21 protein-coding genes are annotated in these 22,048 nt (G+C 53.3%); 4 read left to right on the top strand and 17 right to left on the bottom strand.

Annotated elements, in window-relative coordinates:
* Positions 1–111: 111 nt before the first annotated feature.
* The 4 genes from kduD to OGX96_RS15000 all read right to left on the bottom strand — a co-directional run bounded on the left by kduD (position 112) and on the right by OGX96_RS15000 (position 4,417).
* Positions 112–873 (bottom strand): 2-dehydro-3-deoxy-D-gluconate 5-dehydrogenase KduD, encoded by a 762-nt coding sequence (gene kduD / locus OGX96_RS15015; protein ID WP_003033923.1) that lies wholly within the window; start codon positions 871–873, stop codon positions 112–114.
* Positions 874–930: 57 nt separating this feature from the next.
* On the bottom strand, positions 931–1,767 hold the full coding sequence (kduI, locus tag OGX96_RS15010) for a 5-dehydro-4-deoxy-D-glucuronate isomerase (RefSeq protein WP_286583509.1): 837 nt from the start codon (positions 1,765–1,767) through the stop codon (positions 931–933).
* 484 nt (positions 1,768–2,251) lie between these two features.
* Complete coding sequence (locus OGX96_RS15005) at positions 2,252–3,430, bottom strand: acetyl-CoA C-acetyltransferase (protein WP_032944867.1); 1,179 nt, start codon at positions 3,428–3,430, stop codon at positions 2,252–2,254.
* 102 nt (positions 3,431–3,532) lie between these two features.
* Positions 3,533–4,417 (bottom strand): LysR family transcriptional regulator, encoded by an 885-nt coding sequence (locus OGX96_RS15000; protein ID WP_008785722.1) that lies wholly within the window; start codon positions 4,415–4,417, stop codon positions 3,533–3,535.
* 101 nt (positions 4,418–4,518) lie between these two features.
* On the opposite strand from OGX96_RS15000, the gene OGX96_RS14995 reads away from it, so the two are divergent.
* On the top strand, positions 4,519–4,974 hold the full coding sequence (locus tag OGX96_RS14995; protein WP_149385076.1) for a multidrug/biocide efflux PACE transporter: 456 nt from the start codon (positions 4,519–4,521) through the stop codon (positions 4,972–4,974).
* A gap of 142 nt (positions 4,975–5,116) precedes the next feature.
* The gene (locus tag OGX96_RS14990; RefSeq protein ID WP_008785724.1) at positions 5,117–6,346 is read left to right on the top strand and encodes an amino acid permease; all 1,230 of its coding nucleotides are present in this window, start codon (positions 5,117–5,119) and stop codon (positions 6,344–6,346) included.
* A gap of 52 nt (positions 6,347–6,398) precedes the next feature.
* Here the strand turns inward: OGX96_RS14990 and rcnR are convergent, their stop codons facing one another.
* The gene (gene rcnR / locus OGX96_RS14985; RefSeq protein WP_003825567.1) at positions 6,399–6,671 is read right to left on the bottom strand and encodes a Ni(II)/Co(II)-binding transcriptional repressor RcnR; all 273 of its coding nucleotides are present in this window, start codon (positions 6,669–6,671) and stop codon (positions 6,399–6,401) included.
* A 120-nt stretch (positions 6,672–6,791) separates the two neighbouring features.
* Here rcnR and OGX96_RS14980 point away from each other — a divergent pair, with 120 nt between their 5' ends.
* Entirely contained in the window at positions 6,792–7,682 is an 891-nt protein-coding gene (locus OGX96_RS14980) for a nickel/cobalt efflux protein RcnA (protein WP_153752315.1), read from the top strand.
* A 45-nt stretch (positions 7,683–7,727) separates the two neighbouring features.
* On the opposite strand, the gene OGX96_RS14975 is transcribed toward OGX96_RS14980, so the two are convergent.
* The 7 genes from OGX96_RS14975 to OGX96_RS14945 form a co-directional block, all read right to left on the bottom strand.
* The gene (locus OGX96_RS14975) at positions 7,728–9,110 is read right to left on the bottom strand and encodes an amidohydrolase family protein (RefSeq protein ID WP_198801778.1); all 1,383 of its coding nucleotides are present in this window, start codon (positions 9,108–9,110) and stop codon (positions 7,728–7,730) included.
* 12 nt (positions 9,111–9,122) lie between these two features.
* Positions 9,123–10,073, bottom strand: a complete 951-nt coding sequence (locus OGX96_RS14970; RefSeq protein WP_008785727.1) for a carbamate kinase family protein — start codon at positions 10,071–10,073, stop codon at positions 9,123–9,125.
* 26 nt (positions 10,074–10,099) lie between these two features.
* A complete protein-coding gene (locus OGX96_RS14965) occupies positions 10,100–11,650 on the bottom strand; it encodes a hypothetical protein (protein WP_003825560.1) in 1,551 nt (516 codons plus the stop codon).
* 117 nt (positions 11,651–11,767) lie between these two features.
* Positions 11,768–13,186 carry a YlbE family protein gene (locus OGX96_RS14960; protein ID WP_008785728.1) on the bottom strand — a complete coding sequence of 473 codons (1,419 nt, stop codon included), beginning with the start codon at positions 13,184–13,186 and terminating at the stop codon, positions 11,768–11,770.
* The gene (fdrA, locus tag OGX96_RS14955; protein WP_198801777.1) at positions 13,186–14,733 is read right to left on the bottom strand and encodes an acyl-CoA synthetase FdrA; all 1,548 of its coding nucleotides are present in this window, start codon (positions 14,731–14,733) and stop codon (positions 13,186–13,188) included. Before fdrA ends, OGX96_RS14960 begins: the two co-directional genes overlap by 1 nt.
* Positions 14,711–15,610 (bottom strand): oxamate carbamoyltransferase subunit AllH family protein, encoded by a 900-nt coding sequence (locus tag OGX96_RS14950; RefSeq protein WP_502872645.1) that lies wholly within the window; start codon positions 15,608–15,610, stop codon positions 14,711–14,713. Before OGX96_RS14950 ends, fdrA begins: the two co-directional genes overlap by 23 nt.
* A 15-nt stretch (positions 15,611–15,625) precedes the next feature.
* Positions 15,626–16,231: an ankyrin repeat domain-containing protein gene (locus OGX96_RS14945; protein ID WP_008785731.1), complete on the bottom strand. Its 606-nt coding sequence runs from the start codon at positions 16,229–16,231 to the stop codon at positions 15,626–15,628.
* A 390-nt stretch (positions 16,232–16,621) separates the two neighbouring features.
* On the opposite strand from OGX96_RS14945, the gene OGX96_RS14940 reads away from it, so the two are divergent.
* The gene (locus OGX96_RS14940; RefSeq protein WP_003825551.1) at positions 16,622–17,551 is read left to right on the top strand and encodes a LysR substrate-binding domain-containing protein; all 930 of its coding nucleotides are present in this window, start codon (positions 16,622–16,624) and stop codon (positions 17,549–17,551) included.
* 42 nt (positions 17,552–17,593) lie between these two features.
* Here OGX96_RS14940 and OGX96_RS14935 read toward each other — a convergent pair whose 3' ends face one another.
* The 5 genes from OGX96_RS14935 to pgaB all read right to left on the bottom strand — a co-directional run bounded on the left by OGX96_RS14935 (position 17,594) and on the right by pgaB (position 22,046).
* On the bottom strand, positions 17,594–17,866 hold the full coding sequence (locus OGX96_RS14935) for a GNAT family N-acetyltransferase (RefSeq protein ID WP_003033869.1): 273 nt from the start codon (positions 17,864–17,866) through the stop codon (positions 17,594–17,596).
* Between the two features lie 11 nt (positions 17,867–17,877).
* A complete protein-coding gene (gene yjdI, locus OGX96_RS14930; RefSeq protein WP_003825544.1) occupies positions 17,878–18,108 on the bottom strand; it encodes a 4Fe-4S mono-cluster protein YjdI in 231 nt (76 codons plus the stop codon).
* 82 nt (positions 18,109–18,190) lie between these two features.
* A complete protein-coding gene (pgaD, locus tag OGX96_RS14925) occupies positions 18,191–18,697 on the bottom strand; it encodes a poly-beta-1,6-N-acetyl-D-glucosamine biosynthesis protein PgaD (RefSeq protein ID WP_003825542.1) in 507 nt (168 codons plus the stop codon).
* Positions 18,694–20,028, bottom strand: coding sequence for a poly-beta-1,6-N-acetyl-D-glucosamine synthase (gene pgaC / locus OGX96_RS14920; protein WP_032944880.1), 1,335 nt, complete (start codon positions 20,026–20,028; stop codon positions 18,694–18,696). Before pgaC ends, pgaD begins: the two co-directional genes overlap by 4 nt.
* Positions 20,025–22,046 (bottom strand): poly-beta-1,6-N-acetyl-D-glucosamine N-deacetylase PgaB, encoded by a 2,022-nt coding sequence (gene pgaB, locus OGX96_RS14915; RefSeq protein ID WP_048215612.1) that lies wholly within the window; start codon positions 22,044–22,046, stop codon positions 20,025–20,027. The genes pgaC and pgaB overlap by 4 nt, the downstream gene beginning before the upstream one ends.
* Positions 22,047–22,048 lie beyond the last annotated feature (2 nt).

Raw genomic sequence — 22,048 nt, 5'->3', positions numbered from 1 at the left:
TATACGTATGAAATTTAATATGGAATAATTTATAACCACAATATGGATTTTATTAATCCGAATATAAAAAACCCTGCCAGAGGGCAGGGTTTAACGGTTCTGGAAAGTGAATTAACGTGCCAGCCAGCCGCCATCTACTGCAACGGTATAGCCGTTGATATAGTCAGATGCGCTGGACGCCAGGAACACGACAGGCCCCATCAGGTCGCTCGGTAAACCCCAACGCCCCGCCGGGATACGATCGAGGATCTCTGCGCTACGCTGCTCATCAGCACGCAGCTGTTGGGTGTTATTCGTCGCCATGTAACCTGGTGCAATCGCGTTGACGTTGATGTTATGTTTTGCCCACTCGTTCGCCATCAGACGGGTAACACCCATTACGCCGCTTTTAGATGCGGTGTAAGACGGCACGCGGATCCCGCCCTGGAAGGAAAGCATAGAGGCGATATTGATAATTTTGCCGCCGTTACCCTGAGCGATAAAGTGCTTCGCCGCGGCCTGAGACATAAAGAACACGCTCTTAATATTCAGGTTCATCACGTCATCCCAGTCTTTTTCGCTGAAGTCGATCGCATCGTCACGACGGATAAGACCCGCGTTGTTGACCAGAATATCAATATGGCCGAATTCTGCCACTGCGCGCTCCAGCAGCGCCGGAATACCATCGATTTGACGCAGATCGGCGGTCAGGCTTAAAAAACGGCGGCCCAGTGCGGTCACGCGTTCGATGGTTTCTGTCGGTTCAACAATATTGATACCGACGATATCGCAGCCCGCTTCAGCCAGGCCCAGCGCCATACCCTGACCCAAACCTGTGTCACAACCGGTCACAACGGCGACTTTACCTTCAAGAGAGAATGCATTCAAAATCATTGTAAATCCTTAATTTTTTATAATGCCCGCCGCAGCAGGCACGGCTGTCGCCCGCAACTAGCGCAGATCTTTTACTGCAACATGGTCCATATCATCAAAGACCTGGTTTTCGCCGACCATGCCCCAAATGAACGTATAAGCTTTTGTGCCGACGCCGGAGTGAATAGACCAGCTTGGAGAAATCACCGCCTGCTCGTTGTGCATCACAATATGACGCGTTTCCTGAGGCTGACCCATCATGTGGAAGACACAGGTGTCTTCTTCCATATTGAAGTAGAAATAGACTTCCATACGACGTTCATGGGTATGACACGGCATGGTGTTCCACAGGTTACCCGGTGCCAGTTCAGTCAGACCCATGCTCAACTGGCAGGTTTCCAGAACATCCGGCACAAAGTATTTGTTGATGGTACGACGGTTACTGGTGAGGTTATCGCCCAGCGTCACTGGCGCAACGTCTGCAGGCGTGACTTTCTTAGTTGGGTAAGTCGTGTGTGCCGGCGCGCAGTTGTAGTAAAACTTCGCCGGTTTCGCCGTATCAATACTGGCGAATACCACTTCTTTTGCCCCTTTTCCGACGTACAGCGCGTCGCGATGACCAATTTCATAGCACTGGCCGTCAACGGTAATCGTGCCCGGGCCGCCGATATTGATCACACCCAGCTCACGACGTTCGAGGAAATAGGTTACGCCCAGCTGTTTGCCGACTTCGCCACCCACAGAGACGGTTTTGGCCACTGGCATAATGCCGCCAACAATGATGCGGTCGATGTGGCTGTAGACCATGGTGTATTCATCTGCGACAAACACTTCTTCGACCAAAAACTCATTACGCAGCCCCAGAGTGTCCAGGGTTTTCGCATGCGCACTATGGATGCTTTGTCTTACGTCCACATTTACCTCCAGTGATAAATTGACCGTGAATGCTTAAACGAATAGCAAAACGCTGTTCCGTTTTATCTTATGCGCTCATGATATCCCTCCCTGAATGTGTTTTCAATTACAACTAAAACGATGTTTCACTTTTTCCGCATCTTATTATCAAAAGTGTAAGTGCGATCACGCTAGCGCATATAAATCGCAAAAATTGTTCAAATAAAATTATTTAAAACAATTAGATAGATGAAAATACAAAAAAGTAGATCATTAGTGGCAGGGATAAGATATTAAAAATACAGTCAGACTCATACGTCGTTCACACACCTTTTCTAACAAAGTGCGCTATCAATCACATGAAATGAAACAACGTTTTGATATGTTGGCAGGGTTTAGAGTGTATGTTTCTGTAACTGGCCTTGCCCTCCTGTTGGAGGGCTTTTTTATAGATGCAGGAGAAAGTCATCAGAAAAGGCGTTAAAGCAGAGAAATCGAAGGGAAATTAGTCTCGTTCGATAGCGAGCGCCACCCCCTGACCGCCACCAATACACAGCGTTGCCAGACCCTTGTGCGCCCGACGTTTCACCATTTCATGCACCAGCGAAACCAGAATACGACAGCCAGATGCGCCAATCGGATGGCCGAGCGCAATGGCCCCGCCGTTCACATTCACCCGCCGTTCATCCCACTCCAGCATTTTCCCAACGGATAATGCCTGCGCGGCGAAGGCTTCATTAGCTTCGATAAGATCAACATCAGCCAGTTGCCAGCCCACACGCTCAAGGCAGCGGCGTGTTGCATACACTGGCGCAATCCCCATGAGCGCAGGGTCGACTCCGACGCTGGCAAAGGCGCGAATACGGGCCAACACAGGTAAGTTAAGTTCCTGCGCCTTGGCCTCGCTCATCATCATCACCGCAGCGGCACCGTCGTTGATGGATGACGCGTTACCCGCCGTTACCGAACCGAGTCTGTCAAAGGTAGGATCCAGACGCGCCAGCCCCTCGGCGCTGGCATCGGTACGCGGTTGTTCGTCGGTGTCCACCACGAACGATTGCCCATTACGCTGTGTTACCACCGGCACGATTTCATCTTTAAAGCGTCCGGCATCAATTGCCATCCGCGCTTTGTGCTGCGAGTGCAGCGCGTAGGCATCCTGCAATTCGCGGCTGATTCCGTATTCTCGCGCCAGGTTTTCCGCAGTAACGCCCATGTGATAATCGTTGAAGGCATCCCACAGACCGTCATGTACCAGGCTGTCGACCAGTTGGCTGTTCCCCAGCTGTGCGCCAGTGCGGCTATCGGTAAGGACATGCGGTGCACGGCTCATATTCTCTTGCCCGCCCGCAATCACAATGTCGGCTTCGCCACACTGGATAGCCTGGGTCGCCAGATGCAGCGCTTTCAGACCCGAGCCACAGACATCGTTAATGGTGATGGCTGAAACGGTATTGGGTAGCCCACCATTGATGGCAGACTGACGCGCAGGGTTCTGCCCGGCACCTGCGGTAAGCACCTGTCCGAGGATCACTTCATCCACAGCGTGAACGTCCACGCCCGTGCGTTCCAGTAACGCCTTGACCACCATGCTGCCTAACTCAACGGCAGAGTGGCGCGCCAGCGTCCCCTGGAAGCAGCCAATCGGTGTCCTTAAAGCCCCGACGATCACAACCTCTTTCATCACTACCTCAGCGCAAAATAACACCGCAATAGTAGATGATTGTTAAAAATAGTTATCAAGGTTGTTTAAAAACGGTGATTTTTATCACAAAGGAAATTCGTATCACTTATTGGTCATCTGAACGCCACTCTGCTGTAAATGGTCACGCAGCCAACTTCCTGCCACACCAGGCGGTGATTTCTTATTCCACAACAGATCGATAGAGATAGCCTTTGGCCAGCCAGGCATCTTTAATTGCACCAGTGGTTTTTCTGCCGCAAACTCCTCCACCAGCGCACAAGGGAGCGCGCACCAGCCGAATCCCTGAACAGCCATACTTAGCAATAACAGATAGTTAGGAGCAGACCAGACGGGGCCGCGCGCCACGTTGGTGCCGCTTTCCAGATAGGTATTCAAACGCAGCTCGCGCCAGGTGTGTAGCTGCTCCCACTGCAGTTTTTCTTGAGCCGCGAGCGGATGCGACGCTGCAACGTATAATCCCATCCAGGTTTGCATCGGCAGACGCGTAACGCCCATGTCGGTCGGGTAATCTTCCCGCGCCTCGATCAACCCCACTTGAGCACGTCCTTTTTGCAGCAGATCGATCACGTCTTCATCTTCGCCAATCAGGCATTCAAACTCGGTATGGGGAAACTTGCGATCAAACTGCACCATCAACTCTTCCAGCACATCCGGATGCAGCGTGTCAGACAGCACAAAGGTCAGACGCGCCTCAGTTTCACCCGACAGCGAGATCGCCGCCTCATCGAGACGTTCGCTGGCCGTCAGAATAGCCTGCACATAGCCCAACACCCGCTTACCTTCCTCGGTCAGCGTTGGCTGGCGGGATGAGCGGTCAAACAGCGCAAAACCAAGATCGGCTTCCAGATGCGCAATGGCCGTACTGATAGTGGACTGGCTTTTACGCAGCCGCCGGGCCGCCGCAGAAAATGAACCGCAGGAAACGGTCTCCACAAATGCCGTTAATGCTTCAGGAGAATAACGCATGAGCTATCTACTTTATCGATGGATACTATCTTTTAGATATCACATAAAACGATAAAATTGCCACCATTCCGTTATCCGGGCATCAAAGAAGGTTTTAGGTTATGCAACACGATACTGTCCAACGCCGCTCGTTAGTGGAGCGTATTTTTCATGCCGTCTGCTTTGAAGGCATTGCCACCGCGATCCTCGCACCAACCACCGCATGGTTGATGCAGCGCTCGGTGCTGGAAATGGGCGGACTGACCATTCTTCTCGCCACCACAGCGATGATCTGGAATATCATTTATAACGCCCTGTTTGACCGTTTGTGGCCGTCACACCAGGTAAAACGTACGGCGAAAGTGCGAGCATTTCACGCCTTAGGCTTCGAGAGCGGTTTTATTGTGATCGGGGTGAGCATCGTGGCGTATGTGCTGAACGTCAGCCTGGTTCAGGCATTCACGCTGGAAATAGGTTTCTTCCTGTTCTTCCTGCCGTACACCATGTTCTATAACTGGGCTTATGACACGTTACGCGAGCGCGTTATGAAGCGCCGCCAGCAGCGCGTTACTGCCTGATAATTAAAATAATAGTCGGAATCTTCTCGGTTCCGGCTATTGTCCCATTCACTCGCCCGCTTGTTCACACCTCCCCCAGCCCCTGCCATTTGTGGTAAATTGCGCTTCTTTTTGTTTATTTTATAGTTGATACGTTCAAATAATGTCGAAATTTTGGTCAAAAGAAGAGACTCTCTGGAGCTTCGCACTATATGGGACTGCCGTCGGCGCAGGAACCCTATTCCTACCCATACAGCTGGGTTCTGCAGGCGCGGTGGTATTGTTTATCACCGCACTCGTCGCCTGGCCTTTAACCTACTGGCCGCACAAGGCGCTGTGTCAGTTTATCCTGTCCTCAAAAACGTCGGCTGGTGAAGGGATCACTGGCGCGGTTACCCACTACTACGGCAAGAAGATTGGCAGCCTGATCACCACCCTCTATTTTATTGCCTTCTTTGTGGTGGTGCTGATCTACGCCGTAGCGATAACCAATTCACTCACTGAACAGCTGGCAAAACATATCACTATCGATCTGCGGATCCGCATGTTGGTCAGCCTTGGCGTGGTGCTGGTGCTGAACCTGATTTTTCTGATGGGCCGACAAGCCACTATTCGGGTCATGGGCTTTTTGGTGTTCCCGCTCATCGCGTACTTTTTGTTCCTTTCGCTCTACCTGACCGGAAGCTGGCAGCCAACGCTACTCACCGGCCAGATGTCTTTCGATCAGCACACGCTTCATCAGGTTTGGATATCTATTCCCGTGATGGTTTTCGCTTTTAGCCATACGCCAATTATCTCTACGTTCGCCATCGACAGACGAGAGAAATACGGCGAGCAGGCCATGGGTAAATGCAAAAAAATCATGAAGGTAGCCTACGTCATCATCTGCCTGAGCGTACTGTTTTTCGTCTTCAGCTGCTTGCTTTCGATTCCGACAAACTATATCGAAGACGCGAAAAATGAAGGCGTGACGATTCTTTCCGCGCTGTCGATGATGCCAAACGCACCGGCATGGCTGTCGATTTCCGGGATCATCGTTGCCGTTGTCGCGATGTCAAAATCGTTCCTCGGCACCTACTTTGGCGTGATTGAAGGGGCAACGGAGGTAGTAAAAACGTCGTTGCATCAGGTGGGTGTGAAGAAAAGCCGGGCCTTTAACCGCGCTCTGTCCATCATGCTTGTCTCGGCTATCACGTTTATCATCTGCTGCATTAATCCTAATGCTATTTCAATGATTTACGCGATAAGCGGCCCGCTGATTGCCATGATTTTGTTTATCATGCCGACATTGTCTACCTATCTGATCCCGGCGCTGAAGCCATACCGTTCAGTGGGTAATCTGATCACCCTGATTGTCGGTCTGCTGTGCGTATCTGTGATGTTTTTTGGCTAGAACGTGTTGTTTAGCGGCTCATTCCAGTAAGCGGATGAGCCGTTAAACTGACTTATTTGATGTACGAATCCAGCACTTTCAGGACCACATCCAAATCCTCTTCGCGCTTAATTTCATCGCCCTGATGCACAATGTGCTCGGTCAGATGACCTTTAATCACTTCACGCATTAATCCGTTTACTGCCCCGCGGATCGCCGCTATTTGCTGCAATACTGCCGCGCATTCATGCGGTTCATCCAGCATGGTTTTCAACGCCGCTACCTGCCCCTGAATCTTGCTGGTTCGGGCTTTCAGCTTTTGTTTGTCGCGGATCGTATGTGACATAACTTTACCTTTTTAACGTCTGGCTGTAGGGACAATACCATCGACATTCTACTGGGGGGTAGTATTTGATACTGGGGGGGAGTAGAATCAGGCGAAATTAAACAACTAAGAATCATTCTCATGGGTGAGTTTTCTACGCTTCTTCAGCAAGGTAACGCCTGGTTTTTCATTCCCAGCGCGATTCTATTGGGTGTGTTGCACGGTCTGGAACCGGGGCATTCCAAGACGATGATGGCGGCCTTTATTATTGCCATTAAGGGGACCATCAAACAGGCGGTGATGCTGGGGCTGGCAGCAACGCTGTCGCATACCGCCGTGGTATGGCTGATTGCGCTCGGCGGGATGTATATCAGCAAAGCGTTTACTGCCCAGGCCGTTGAGCCCTGGCTGCAGTTTGTCTCGGCGATTATTATTCTCGGGACCGCATTCTGGATGTTCTGGCGAACCTGGCAGGGAGAGCAGAACTGGCTGGCCCAGACGCATCACGACCACAATCACGAGCATCACCACCACCATGATCATGACGACCATCATCATGACCACGATGACGATCATCACCATCATCATCACGAACACGAGCATAATCACGACCATGCCGCACTGGCAGGACTCACCGAAGGCTCGAAAGAGTATCAGGATGCCCACGAACGGGCCCATGCCACCGATATTCAGCGCCGCTTTGCGGGCAAAGAGGTCACCAACGGCCAAATATTATTGTTCGGTCTGACCGGCGGGCTAATCCCGTGCCCAGCCGCCATTACGGTGCTGCTAATTTGCATCCAGCTCAAAGCCTTCACGCTGGGTGCGACCATGGTGCTGTGCTTCAGCCTCGGGCTGGCGCTGACGCTGGTAACGGTGGGCGTGGGAGCGGCAATCAGCGTGCAGCAGGCGGCCAAACGCTGGAGCGGATTTAACACGATGGCACGCAAAGCACCCTATTTTTCCAGTGTGCTCATTGCGATGGTCGGTTTATATATGGGGATTCACGGCTATATGGGGATCGTCGGTTAACACCAAGAGAGCGCAGCAGCGATTGCCGCTGCGCGTAAAACCTGGCTAGCTTGCGACATTCCCCCACACCAGTTGCCCTTTATGGAAGGTCGCGGTGCGTGGGGAAATTCGCGCGACCGCTTCCGCCGAACAGGAGGCATCCATCAGTACAAAGCTGGCTTCATCCTGCGCTTTTGGCCAGACGCGCTCACCTTTATCGTTTAGCGGCAGCACATCGCCTGTGGCAAGAAACAGCGCACGCGACAGGTTAAGCTCATTGGGGCGAATATAGAGCTGGGCGTACAGATTCGCCTTCTCCAGCATGTCTCCCAGCCCGTACGGCGACCAGTGATCAATTACGCTGTCAGTTCCGGTAATCACTTCCACGCCTTTATCGCGCAGCTGCTTGAGCGGCATGTGCAAGGTACCGATCGGCACCGTCGAGGCAATGGTAATCTGCTGCGCCGCCATACGGGTCGCCAGCGCGTCAACCTGCTGTTCGTTCAACGTTGCCAGCGCAAACGCGTGGCTGATGGTCAGTTTGCCCTTTAACTGCGGCGTTTTCTCCACCGTTTCCACCATGTAATTCACCGCCGCCACGCCCGCCGGACTGGTTTCATGCAGATGGATATCTACACCTTTATCGTAATCCAGCGCAATCTGGAACATGGTGTCGAGGGATTTTTCCATCGCCCCATCGACGCTGGTTGGGTCCAGACCGCCGACGTAATGCGCTCCCGCCTGCATCGCTTCGCGCATCAGCGGTTCAGATTTTGATAACAACAGGCCATGCTGCGGAAATGCCACGATTTCACAGGCAAAACCCGGTTGACGACGCGCCAGTACCGCCTGCAGGTTTTCGAGATTTTTCAGCCCGGAAACCGGTTCTATGTTGCAGTGGCTGCGGGCGATCGAGGTGCCTTTTGATTGCAGCAGATCGATCAGCTTTTCTGCGCGCTCCTGCGTATAAGGCTGGAGTTCAGGCAGCAGCTTTTGTTCCAGGCGGATCATATCCTGAATAGTGGTGCCAGCCGGACGGTTCAGCGAACGCCAGGGGCCGCCGTAAAAGGTTTTATCCAGATGGATGTGCATGTCGCGCATGGCGGGCAGCATCAGCTTTCCACCCGCATCATAGTGGGGCAGCGTCGCATCCGGATGCTGCTTATTCTCGCGCAGCGCAACGATTTTTCCGTCCTGGATTTCAACGGTTTGCAGCGCGGTACGGGTGTGCACCACCACCGAGTTTTCGTAATCAAAGCCCGCTTCCAGCAGGACGTTATCCAGGTAATAGTGTTTATCGTTAATCGTCATTGTGCTCTTCGACCCGCAGGTGTTCCCGACAGGATTAGCAGCATACGCGACCGGAGCGACCGCGCCAAACAGCGCGGCAGCGGTCACCATTTTTCCGCTCTGGCTTAAAAATTCACGGCGGCTGTTACTTTCCTTCATTCACGTCTCCTCTCAGGAATGGACAATATGGGTGCCCGTTTCGCCGCGCAGTGCGGCAGGCAGGCATTCCGGCGTGGTGATGATTACTCGTTTACCGCCACGCTCCAGAAACGCCAGGCTGGCAACGATCTTGGGTAACATGCTGCCAGGCGGGAAATGCCCCTCCTGCATGTAACGGGTCATCGTTGCAACATCCACTGTATCCAGCGCCTGCTGGTTGGGTTTGCCAAAATGAATACAGACCTGCTCGACGCCGGTGGTGATCACCAAAATGTCGGCGCGGATCTCCTGCGCCAGTAGCGCCGTGGAGAGATCTTTATCAATCACCGCGTCCACGCTCTGGTAATCCCCTTGATCGCTACGCACCACCGGGATCCCGCCGCCGCCCGCGCCAATAACCACAAAGCCTTGCTGGGTCAGCGTTTTGATCGCCTCCGCCTCGACAATGCGCTTCGGTTGTGGAGAGGCGACTACCCGACGGTAGCCGCGCCCCGAATCCTCAACAAAGCGCCAGCCCGGATTGACCCGCTGCAGTTCATCACGCTGCACTTCGCTAAAGAACGCTCCAATGGGCTTGGTCGGATTAGCGAAGCCCGGATCGTTTTTGTCGACCTCCACCTGCGTGACCACCGTAACTGCCCTCTGCTCACCGCGCCGCGCCAGACGGTTATTCAGCGCCTGTTGGATCAGATAACCGATACCGCCCTGCGTATCGGCAACGCAGTTTGCCAGCGGGGTAAGCGGCAGCCCTTCACGCTCGTGCGCGATTTCCGCACGCCGCAGATCCAGCCCTACCTGTGGCCCGTTACCGTGCGTCAGCACAATGTTGTAGTCCGATGCCAGCATCTCCAGCACCGTATCCGCTACCGCTTTCACCGCTTCAGCCTGGTGTTCAATCGACTGGCTGGCGTTATCTTTGATAATGCTGTTGCCGCCAATGGCAACGACCACAAGTTCTTTCATAGTGTTATCTTCCGCTTGCAGGCAATTCAGGTCGTTTTCGTCGGTTCCTGCTCAGGCGCAGTCACCGCTTCACGGCTATCAAGAACATGCTTGAGGACAAACATGCCGCTCATCATCAGGTAGGCCACAACAAACATCATTGAGCTGCCTTCCGCAAAGCCAACCGCCGGGGAGTGGATCACGCCAAACAGCGATAACAGCGCGCCAAAGGCTGCGGCAATCGCGCCGCGCAGCGGCTTGTTCATAATGGCGAAGATAGCGACGCAGCCCCAAAGCATGCTGGCCAGCGGTGCGCCGCTTCCCAGATGCACCAGTCCGTCGTAATAGACACCTTTGCTGTGCAGCAAGTCACTACCCAGTTTCCCCGCGGAAGTTCCGGCGGCACCCATCACGCTGTTGACGATGGTCAATGCCCAGTTGGCGATCCACGGGAACAGACAGATGAAGATAACGGGAACCTCGACTTTGGGCGTTTCTCGCACCACCTGGTTGGCGGTCACCACGCCGATAAACACCAGAATTGGCACTATCGCGGTCATCGGAATAATGGCGAGCATAAACGCGCCCAGCCCAAACAGCGGGACCAGGAACATGGTGATGCCTGAAGCGAGGGTATAGCCGATGCTGGCGCCCATCGCTTTCCAGCCCGCATGCCCAACATATACGGTCACCGGGAACGGGTTACCCAGCATGCAGCCGAGCATGGAGGCAAAGCCGTTCGCCATCATGACCTTACGGGTGTTGTACTCATCGCCCGCCGCGTGCGCACTTTCAATGTTCTCAAGGTCAAAAATATAGTTCGCCAGGCCCAAAGGAACTGCAGAAGCCAGATACGGCAGTGCGTGCGGTAAACCTTGCAGGAAGCTGTCGACATGAATTTCCGGCGGGTTGAAGCCAAAGGAAGACATCGACGCTTTAATGGCTTCCGGGCTTTGTAAACCGGAGATCCACGCCAGGGCCGTACCGGCAATCAGCAGCAGTAAACCGGTAGGAATACGGGCAAAAATCGGCTTCTTACCGAACCAGTTAATGAAGATCAGCAACAGGACGATGAAAGAAACCGTCGGCGCTTCGAATGCCTGCAGCATCGGGTTCATCGCCAGCAGCAACAGCCCCAGGCCGGACAGACAAGAAAGCAGTACCGTACGCGGGATCATCTTGCGGATGGTCTCGCCCAGGAAGGAGCCACCGACCAGGATCAACGCTTCGACAAAGCACCACACCAGGGCTATCTGGATAGCGAAGTTGGCATCTTTGGTTTGCTGATAAACCGGCATCAGCACCAGGAAGGTCACGGTGAAGATTGACGGTGCACTCGGTCCGGACGGCAGCGCCGTTACGTCGTTACGCCCGGTGTGCTTAGCCATCTGCAGGCCAAACCAGGCGTAGCAGACGCTGGCCACCAGCACCGCCAGACCAAAGGCAGGCGCAATGCGACCATAGACAATTTCGGTAGGGATCCCGACGACAAAAATGAGTAGTCCCATCATTGTCAGCAGGTTAGTCAGGTTGTTGGTCATCAGCCCAAAGTAAGCCGCCCAGTCACCACGTTTCCATTCTAGTTTTATGCTGTTCATGGAATATCCTTAACAGGTTAAGCATCATTTGCGATCGCGGAGATCGCCCAGCCCTGCAGGTAAGCAACGTTTTTCGCTTCGCTACTGTGGGGCTAACCGCGTTAGCCCCGGTTATTGTTATTGGCAGTAGCGGTCGCGCCAGTTGAGGATCGCCTTTTCAAAACAGGCGAACGGCGGGTGAACTATTCCGGCGCCGATCATGCCGATCCCCGCGTCTTTGTGCGCAATAGCGGTGTTGATCACCGGCAGAATGCCAGTGCTGCCTACGCGCGTAATATCGATAGCGGTCGGTACGCCCATAAAACCAAGCAGTGGAATGGTGACGTTGGGGTTTTCGCCGAGAGTGATTTCTCGCATCTGGCGAGAGAAATCAACGGCCTCTTCGACCGTACCGCCCACCAGCGCTACGATGGCCGGTGCCGTCGCCATCGCGAAACCGCCAATGCCGTAGGTTTCTGTTATCGCGCTATCGCCGATATCACGTCCGGAATCTTCCGGCTTGTAGCCCGCAAACATCGGCCCAATCACCTGCTGCGCCGGACCGGTAAACCACTGGCCCGGTAAGCCGCTAATGCGCAGACCGAACTCAACGCCGTTGCGCGCCATCGTCGTCACCACGGTGCTGTATTCAATACCGTGTGCAGCGTCCATTGCGGCTTTACACATCGCCATCCAGGTCGGTCCGGAGAAGTAATCACTACTGAGGACGAACTCGAACACCTCACGTTGCTGCTCAACCGGATAACCGGTCTGAATAATCCACGGCGTCAGCGCCTGAATCAGCAGCGCCGTCCCGGCGTTGTTACGGTTATGGCACTCATCACCCATGTGCAATGCCTGCGCCAGCATCAGGCGCAGATCGATTTCGCCCGCCAGTTTCATAGCGTCGCGCAGCATCGGTCCCAGCACATCGCGCATCCAGTTCAAACGATCGATAACGCTCTGATCGTTCGCACCCATACGCAGGATCTTCGCCATCTGCTCGCTCATATTGGTATATGCGCGGTTGCCATAGGTTTTGTTCTCGACGATGTGCATAAACATCGATGCCGATGTCACGCCCGCCATCGAGCCGACACAGTCATGCTCGTGGCACGGAGAGAAGATGATTTCACCCGAGGCGGCCAGTTCGGCGGCTTCATCCAGATCTTTCGCCAGCCCTTCAAAGACCAGCGCCCCGGTTACCGCCCCCTTCATTGCGCCGCACATTTTTTCCCAGCGGATTGGCGGCCCGGCGTGCAGGATGGTGTTACGGGTCATGCCCGGCACGACGTTGATCGCCTGGTCATAGCCAATCAGCACCGGATGCGACTGGATAATGCGTTCCAGCGCCTGCTGGTTAGCGGCCGCGATTTTGTCTGCCAGCGGCGAATCGGCAATGTCGTCCAGCGCAGCCACGACCTGCATGTTGCCCTGCCCCGGCGGCGTCCAGTCGAGCTGGGTCACCGGTACGTTCTGCTTTTTCAGGTCATCGCTGAACATCGCGATGCCAACGTTAATCACGTTCAGCGGCTGGTTAAACAGTGTCTGGCTCATCAGGCTTCCTCCCCTTTACAGATAAATTCACGCGCCAGCAATCCGGTGTTGGTGCTACTGCTCGCCCAGATAACCCCGGCGTCGGTCAGCATCTGACACTGTTTTTCCAGCGACGGCGTATCAAGATCGGTTCCCAGCACATAGCCGAGGATCTCAAGCGGACGACCGTCTGCGACGGCGATCGCTTTGGCTTCAACGATCGCATCGAGCATCACGCCAACCGGATCTTCATGCGATCCAAATCCAAGGACGAAGTCCATCACGATCACGCCAACTTCAGGATCGCGCGCTTCCTGTAACAGACGACTAATGCGGTTGGTGGGATCGATCATCGGGTGCGGTTTGCCATTGGTAAAATCGTCATCACCGAAATCGAGGAAGGTATGCGCCACGCTGCGGTTGAGATCTTTCAGGCGGAACGCCGGATCCGGATGAATGTTGCTGTAAACTTCGGCATGTTTTTCCATGGCAGCAAACATCGCCTCATCGCACAACGTGCCGCCGCAGAACAAGCCACGGATGTACTTTTGCTGTGGAGTCAGACGGGCGCGAACCTCTTCAATCAGCGGCCAGTTGAGCGGATGTAGATCCAGACTCTCTTTTTTCACGCCGGTCAGCAGTACCGCTTTCAACGCCGCCTCTTTAGTACCGCGGGCAAACTGCAGGCCTTTTTCATCCGCAGGCGCGGCTTCACGGCCCAGGAAACACACCACCACGGGCTTATGACAGGCGCGCGCACGTTCCAGCACCTTGCGCGCCACCGCTGGCGCAGGCGGTTTGGAGATAAGCGCGATGATCTCGGTTTGCGGATCGGCCTCCAGCATGCCAATCGCGTCAAGCATCATCAGGCCGCCAATCTTTTCGCTAAGATCGCGTCCACCTGTGCCAATCAACTGGGAAATTCCGCCGCCAAATTCGTGAATGCGTACGCTCAGCTCCTGGCTGCCGGTACCGGAGGCACCAATAATTCCGATGTTGCCGCGACGCACCGCGTTGCCAAAACACAGCGCAGCGCCGTTAATGATGGCGGTTCCGCAATCTGGCCCCATCATCAACAGTCCTTTTTCATGCGCCAGCTGCTTAAGCGCCAGCTCGTCCTCAAGAGAGACGTTGTCAGAGAACAGCATCACATTGAGGTTATTTTGCAGCGCCTGGCGCGCTTCACGCGCGGCAAACAGGCCATTGACCGAGATCACCGCCAGATTGCTCTCAGGAACATGCTTCTTCGCGCTGGCAAGCGTGGCATAGCGCGCTTCATGCTGGCCACCCTGCTCTTTATGCGTAAACAGATCGTCAATCGCCATCAGCGTTTGGTCGTTCGCCGCCTCGCTGGTGCCTTTAATGACAATCATCAGATCGCCACTTTTCGCCTCTTCCAGCTCAGGCGTCAGCAGGCCGAGATTCTTCAGTACGCCCTTATTCATCTCTGTCGCCATAGCCACAAACGCCTGCTCAACGCCATCGAGCTTATTTGCGCGCGTGGAGATAGACATCAGTGAGACAGAATCAAAATACGTGTTCTTTTTAACAACTATCCTGATCGACATAATTCCCTCCGGACCTGTGGCTCAGGGCGCAGGCATCCGCCATGCCATACAGCATGTCGCAGCCAGAACTTGAACCGATATTTTTAATGTCAGTAATATATTGCGTAGAAACGAGTTGTTGCTCAGTAATAAATTGGTTCAGCAGCCATCCGATGCTTTCCCGATAACGCTGATTAAATGCTTCCTCTAGCGTTATTTTACTAAGTAGCGTTGTATTATTTCCGGCACGTTGCAATGCCGCTAAAAAATCATCTCTATATTTCCTCAGCGGATGTCCGGGAATAAATAAAATGGTGCTTAAGCCTACTAAATAATCATCCGATGAGGGCGTCAGCCCTATCCCCAAGCCAATTAAATGGCTGACCGCTGTAGTAATATTTTCTCCTGTACGCAACGCCGTCAGTAATGTTTGTCGGCGGTTGAGTAATTGACGGGTGATTTCCTGATAAAACGGATTGTCACCCCGGTACAGAAATAATGTGTCGTCGCTTCTTAGCTGTTGGCGGATAACCTCTTCCCAGTGCTGCCAGCCGACTGCGGCAAGGCTTGCTGCATCAGATGTCCACCGTGGTATTCGCCACAGCTGGCAACCGGCGGTTTCTATCCATTTATCATTGCCAACAACTATTCCCGACCCGCTAAAATTGACCCGCTCACCGGGGTGAAACAGGTCTTCACAATGCGTCAACGCCAACCGACAGCTGTTAGGTGCGTTATCACAATCTTCACTCAATAACGTCAACAGCCGCTGCTGTTCGGGTATCAACAGGTTTACCGCGTGAGAAAAAACCTGTTCAACCCGTCCCGTTCCCCGGAAAGTGAGAAACGCGCTGTCTGCGGTTAGCGCCCGTACGCATCGCCGTGATGGCGTAGCGATAATGGCGCTCCTGTGTCAGGCTCCGGCCGCAATCAGCAGCTCGGCAATTTCGTGGTACCCTTTCTCTCGCGCCAGTTCCAGCGGGGTTTTGCCGTATTTATCCGTCATGTGCGGGTTTGCGCCATGGTCGAGCAGCAGCTTAACGATCTCCTGCTGCTTCGCACCGCCGTCATTCAGCACGATGGCTTCCAGGAGCGGCGTCCAGCCAACAAAATTAGTATGGTTGACATTGATATCGGTACGCAGCAGTAGTTCGCGCACGATCTCGACATGACCTTTTTCGCTGGCAGGTGTAATACCAACGCCGCCAAAACGGCTCAGGCAATTGAGGTCGGGGTCAGCCGGTAATACCGTACGCAACAGTGTTAAATCATTAGTCAGGCAGCTAATCAGGAAGGGGTTAAAACAAGTTTGATCTTGTTTATTAATATCGGCACCCGCAGCAATCAATAAAGAAACACAGTCATAATGTTTATTCAGGCTGGCAATAATAATGGCAGTACGCCCCTGGCGGTTGGTGGCGTTAATATCCACATTTTTTGCCAGACAGGATTTTAATCCATCGGCATTGCCCTGTTCTGCCGCCAGCAGAAATTCAGTAATGAGTTCTTTCTCTGACATAATCGCTCTCCTGCAGTTTTTTAGACTTTTTAAATATCCGATAACCTGAGAATAGCAACAGAGTGCAGAGAATAACATCCGCTTAAATTTCATTCATCGTTAGTGCATCGATTATTGAATCAATTTTAACAATGAGGACAAAACGTGCTGTAGTGCAATCTTTCCCTTATGGCTGGGGCCCTTTTAGCCACTAATCAGTAGTCCGGAAAATCAGGCGGTATGCTGCACGGATAGCGGCCTGCAATTAAAATACAGAAGTGTGATTGCCTTCAAATCAAATGTAAAACCAGTGTTAAATTCTGTTCAAAACTGATTGCTCTGTATAAGGATTACAAATACATTCAACAATCATCGTGTTGCGGATGCGCATTGTCGCCGGAGGGGAGAAAGATGAATTCAATATTTACCGAGGAAAACCTACTGGCATTTACGATGGCTGCCCGCTATAGCAGTTTCAGCAAGGCAGCGGAGGAGCTTGGCTTAACCACATCGGCAATTAGTTACACCATTAAGCGCATGGAAATGGGTCTCGACGTGGTGCTGTTTACCCGCAGTACTCGCAGCATTGAGCTGACCGAGTCCGGACGCTATCTGTTTCGTAAGGCGACCGACCTGCTCAACGATTTCCACGCCATCAAGCGCAGCATTGATACCATCGCTCAGGGAATTGAGGCTCGGGTGCGCATCTGCATTAACCAGCTGTTGTATACCCCTCAACATACGGCGAGGCTGCTGCAGGTACTCAAGAAACAGTTTCCAACCTGCCAGATAACCGTCACTACAGAGGTGTATAACGGCGTCTGGGATTCGATCATCAATAACCTGGCCAATATCGCCATTGGCGCGCCCGATACATTACTGGACGGCGGCGGAATTGATTACACCGAGATCGGCGCGATCCGTTGGTCGTTCGCGATTGCCCCGGATCATCCGCTGGCGTTTATGCCTGAACCCATCTCTGAGAGCCAACTGCGCCTGTACCCGAACATCATGGTGGAAGACACCGCGCACACCATCAACAAAAAAGTCGGTTGGCTGTTACACGGTCAAGAGTCGATTCTGGTTCCCGATTTTAATACCAAGTGCCAGTGCCAGATCCTGGGGGAGGGCATCGGTTTTCTGCCAGACTATATGGTGCGCGAGGCGATGGAAAAGTCGTTGCTGGTGACACGGCAGATCCACAACCCACGTCAGGATTCACGAATGCTTTTGGCAACCCAGCATTCGGCAACCGGTCGTGTCACTCAGTGGATTAAAAAAGAGTTTGGCCCACAAGGGATACTGACGGGGATTTATCAGGATTTACTGCATCGGGCGTGATGCACCGGATGGCTGTTATACCTTCCGGTGCATATAAGATAATCAGGCGCGGATATCGTCGTACTCGCGGGTTTTATCAAATTCATGTTTGGCAAACGGGCACAGCGGAATAACTTTGCGGTTTTCAGCGCGCATCTTCTCTACCACTTTCGCCACCAGCTGTTTGCCGACGCCCTGACCTTTCAGGCTGGGATCAACATCGGTATGTTCAATGATGCTCAGATGCTCGCCCGTCGGCACGAAAACAATCTCGGCAACCTGGTTGCCCTCAGCATCATTGACATAAAACTTGTTATGGCCTGCAAGAATTTCCATGCTTCCCTCACTCATTTTTGGCGATATTTCAGCGCACCGCTCGGACAGGTATCGATGACCTTGATGACCGTGGCAACGTCCACTTCATCCGGAATAATCCACGGTTTACGTTTCAGGTTAAACAGCTTCGCGCTTCCCCGCACGCAATTGCCCGAATGCTGACACATCGCCGTGTTGAAGTAGACGTCAATCTTCTCGCCGGTATAGGCCCGGTAACCTGCATCCAGTAGTTCCTTATCCACGACATTGCCTCGCATTTTTTTATTGTCTGGGTCTAATCATAGACCTATGCGAGGCTGAAGGAAGCGGCTGAAAGCAGAAATATCATTCAGGCTTTTTCTGTATCGACGGCTGCGGCTCTGGCGGCAAATACTCCAGCATCGCAGGCGTCGGCGGCGGGAGGCGGTTATCGGCAATATCCCTGTCCACATCGATATGACTGATTTCGCCATTCTCATGATGGTGGACCGTCAGCACCCTCGCCTTGTTCAGTTCCGTAACCAGCTCCCGGGTAATACGCAAACTTTCTGCCAGCTCATGGTCTTCAAGCCCGGGTCTGCGACTGCGGCGTTCGACCCGAAAACGAAACTGGTTGTACTTCGCCCAGCCAATCAGCACCAGGCCGTTGACCAGGGCGACAAGGATATAAAACGTGACCGTATCCAGCGTGGTGAAAAAGGGTCGCACACCCATATACGGTGAATGCGCCAGGGCTGTGATCAGCCCTTTATAGATCAAATAGATAAATCCAACCCATGCGATGGCCGTCAACAACACATCGATGATGCGCGGCAGCAAACGCCGCTCCGTGAAGATCAGTGGCTGGTTCATGATTCGATCCTCCCAATTCCACGGTCAGGACTCACCCAGCGCGCCCTGCCGCGTTTGCGTTTAAGCATCACTTTCGGGAAAGCCACCAGCGTAGTGAACAGGCTTAGCATCCAGTACACCACCGGGAACCAGATAATCCAGAACAACGAGGCGCCAATGCCTTTTTCATAGCGTCGTTCAATCATCAGACTCACCGCAAACTGTATTAAGCAGACCACACCGAGAATAAGTCCGGTAAAGGCTGGCGGGAACAGATGCTGTACATACAGCGAGTCCGGCATCGGGATCATCAGCCCTAACAGGAACAGCACGATACTGATCGCATAGGCAAACGACCAGGCGGTAGAAAAACAGAACTCAAGAAACAGCGGCCACATGCGGCGGAACTCCCACGACCACAGACGACGCATGTTAACGATAAACACCTCTGCACCACCCTGCGCCCAGCGCAAACGCTGCTTCCATAGCCCTTTTAATGTTTCAGGCATCAGGATCCAGCACAGTGCGCGCGGCTCAAAGAATACCGACCAGTGGCGCAATTGCAGCTTCCAGCTGATATCGATATCTTCGGTGATCATGTCCGGGCTCCAGTAACCGACCTCGGCCAACGCGCGACGACGAAACGCCGCAACTACGCCGGAAACGGTAAAGATCTGCCCATAGACTCGCTGAGTACGCTTAATTAAGCCGATAATGGAAGAGAACTCACCGACCTGCACACGACCGATTAACGTAGAGCGGGTTCGAATACGCGGGTTCCCCGTCACTGCACCAACGCGCGGGAACTGGATCAGAGGAGCCACAATATAGGCAACGGCATCACGATCCAGTAACGCATCGCCATCAATGCACACCAGGTAATCACTGCGCGCAGCGGCTGCACCGGTCTTGAGCGCCAGCGCTTTACCCTGGTTTTCAGCCAGATGAATCACCCGCAGGCTGGGGTATTCCACTGCCAGTTGTTCCAGCACGTCGTGAGTGTCATCCGTCGAGCCATCGTTGATGGCGATCACTTCGATATTCTTATATCGCTGTGCCAGTGCTGCCTCAATGGTTTCACGCGCGTTGATCCCTTCGTTAAAACAGGGGATCAGAATGGACACCAGTGGATTCCCCGGCAGGGTCGGTGGTGGCGTGTCATCTCCCCATTTCCAGTGACGTTCACGGTAAAACCAGAAATAGACCCCGCCGCTTATCCACAAAGCAGACATGAACAAAGGCCAGAAGAAGACGAAGTTCAACATCACTTCACCTGTGAAGATGACAGCCACGCCAAACGGCAGGCTGAACATCAGGCAAAGTATCAGGAAAGCAATAATGCGATCGGTCATTTTTGCGGATACCAGTATGAGGAGAACGTCGAGCGAATCTCTGACATCTCAGGTTTGTCGCTGATGAAATCATCCGGGTAATAGCCGTAGTTACCTGCACCGCTTAATTTCAGCTGGCGCATCCATTCGGCTATTTGTTTTCCGCTGATTTCAGCCTGATCCCCGGATTTACGCCAGTCTCGTGCCTGCAGTTCAAACACGGTTTTATCCAGCGCCCCAGGGGTTTGTGCAACGGCATTCACCAGTCGGTCAAGCCATGCGTTGGCATCATTGGCCGGGATCTGTTCCATGAATGGCATCGCCATCGGCGCCGTCCAGTCATAGGTATTGAGGAAATCATTCAGGTTTTGTGCAAACCAGGCTTCACTTTCAGGCTCCAGTACCGGCATGGCGTAAATATTGCGCGCAGTTTGCACCTGTGGACCGCGAATATTACGCACCGTCCGGGTCAGTTGTTTGGTGAAGTCAATCAGCATCTTACTTTTCAGGCGAGTCCAGCGCTCGAACGCCTGAGGATTATTACGTATTTGCTCGATACTGCCCGGAAGCCCTGCGGCACGGTAGGCGGCTAACGCCTCCGGTGACGCATCTTCAAAATCCGTCAGGAAAGCATCGTCATGGAACAAAATACCTTTAAAGCTGGCGTGCTTCGCCAGGTCTTCATAGATTTCAGTGATGCGTTTGCGCGCTTCGCTGTCCCAGGGCGAGAGACGAACATAGTTCTCGTGATTGATAGCAGTGCGTCCCGTTTTCGGATCCCATGCGGTTACGCGTGGAATGGACGCGTCGAGATCGAAAGCCAGAACCGGCATCCAGGCATACACCGTCACCCCTGCCCGCGTTTGTAACTGCCAGGAGATATAGTTAAAGAGATCGGCACGCATCGGCAGCCAGCGGTTGGGGAAATAGAGTTCGCGAATATTCCCATCGCCCTGCGGATCGGCGTACGCTTGCAGGAAGACATGAGAAATACGCATGTCATAAACGCGCTGGATCAGCTTATCGATATTTCGCTTCTGCTGAGCAGGGTCTTTGTCATACACGTAATCCAGATCGACATGCATCACGCGCATCGTCTGTGGTTCACGGACCTGAGCGACCTGACTGGCAAAGCGCTTAAGGGATGGGTTATCAGAAATCAGCACGCGCGGAATATCATCGAGAAACGCGGCATTTGCCAACCCTTCATTAAGCGTAAAGGCCATCTTATAGCCATGCTCTTTGGCCAAGTTTAACGTTGTACCGTTGGCTGCGCCGTAAGGCCATACCCACGCGCGCGGCGATTTGCCGGTCACCGCTTTGATCTTGTTAGTGATCAGAGAGATATCCGTGTTTATACGTCGCGTGTACTGTTCGTCCGTTTCGTAAGTGCCGGTTTTCTTATCATACAGGCGGTTCGCCACAGCGGGCTCTTTACTCCCCTGCGGGTTGGCCTCAGCGCCAAAGTGCGAGTTCCAGGTGTGCGCACCGACTTCTACCAACGGCGACTTGCCCATTTCTTCGACCATTTTCCAGGTGGCGAATTTGTCTCGCGCGGTCATTAAGCCGCCAAAATCGACTTTTTTGTTGGCTGGCGCATCAACCCAACTGCCTACAGGCGCCCATAGCGCAGGCCAGTTATAGGCTTTCAGCAATGGCCAGACGCGGGTATAAAAACTGCTATATCCGTCGTCAAAGGTGAGTAATACCGCTTTTTCCGGCAGTACAATTTTACCGTCATGGGCGTCCAGAATTTGCTGCACGCTGATCGGCTGATAGCCATTATCACGCAGCCAGGCCATTTGATCGCTCAACGCGCTGGTACGCACAGAGAGGTAGCGCTGGTCGGCTGCACCATCCTCCACATCATGGTAGCCGAGCACCAGAAAGCTATTTTTCGGCCACGGATGATCCGCCGTCAGCGGCGTTCTCTCTGCGGGAGGAACATAGCGAGGCGTTGTATTGTGCGCGCTGCTGCACGCGGTAATCATCAACCAGCCAGCGATTAATGCGCTAAGCCACAGGCATCTTTTCAGCATGA

The sequence above is a fragment of the Citrobacter sp. Cpo100 genome, from assembly GCF_030332595.1.
GTDB lineage: Bacteria > Pseudomonadota > Gammaproteobacteria > Enterobacterales > Enterobacteriaceae > Citrobacter > Citrobacter portucalensis.
Note: the sequence above shows the minus strand (reverse complement) of the source record. Positions and strands in the feature narration are given on the sequence as shown.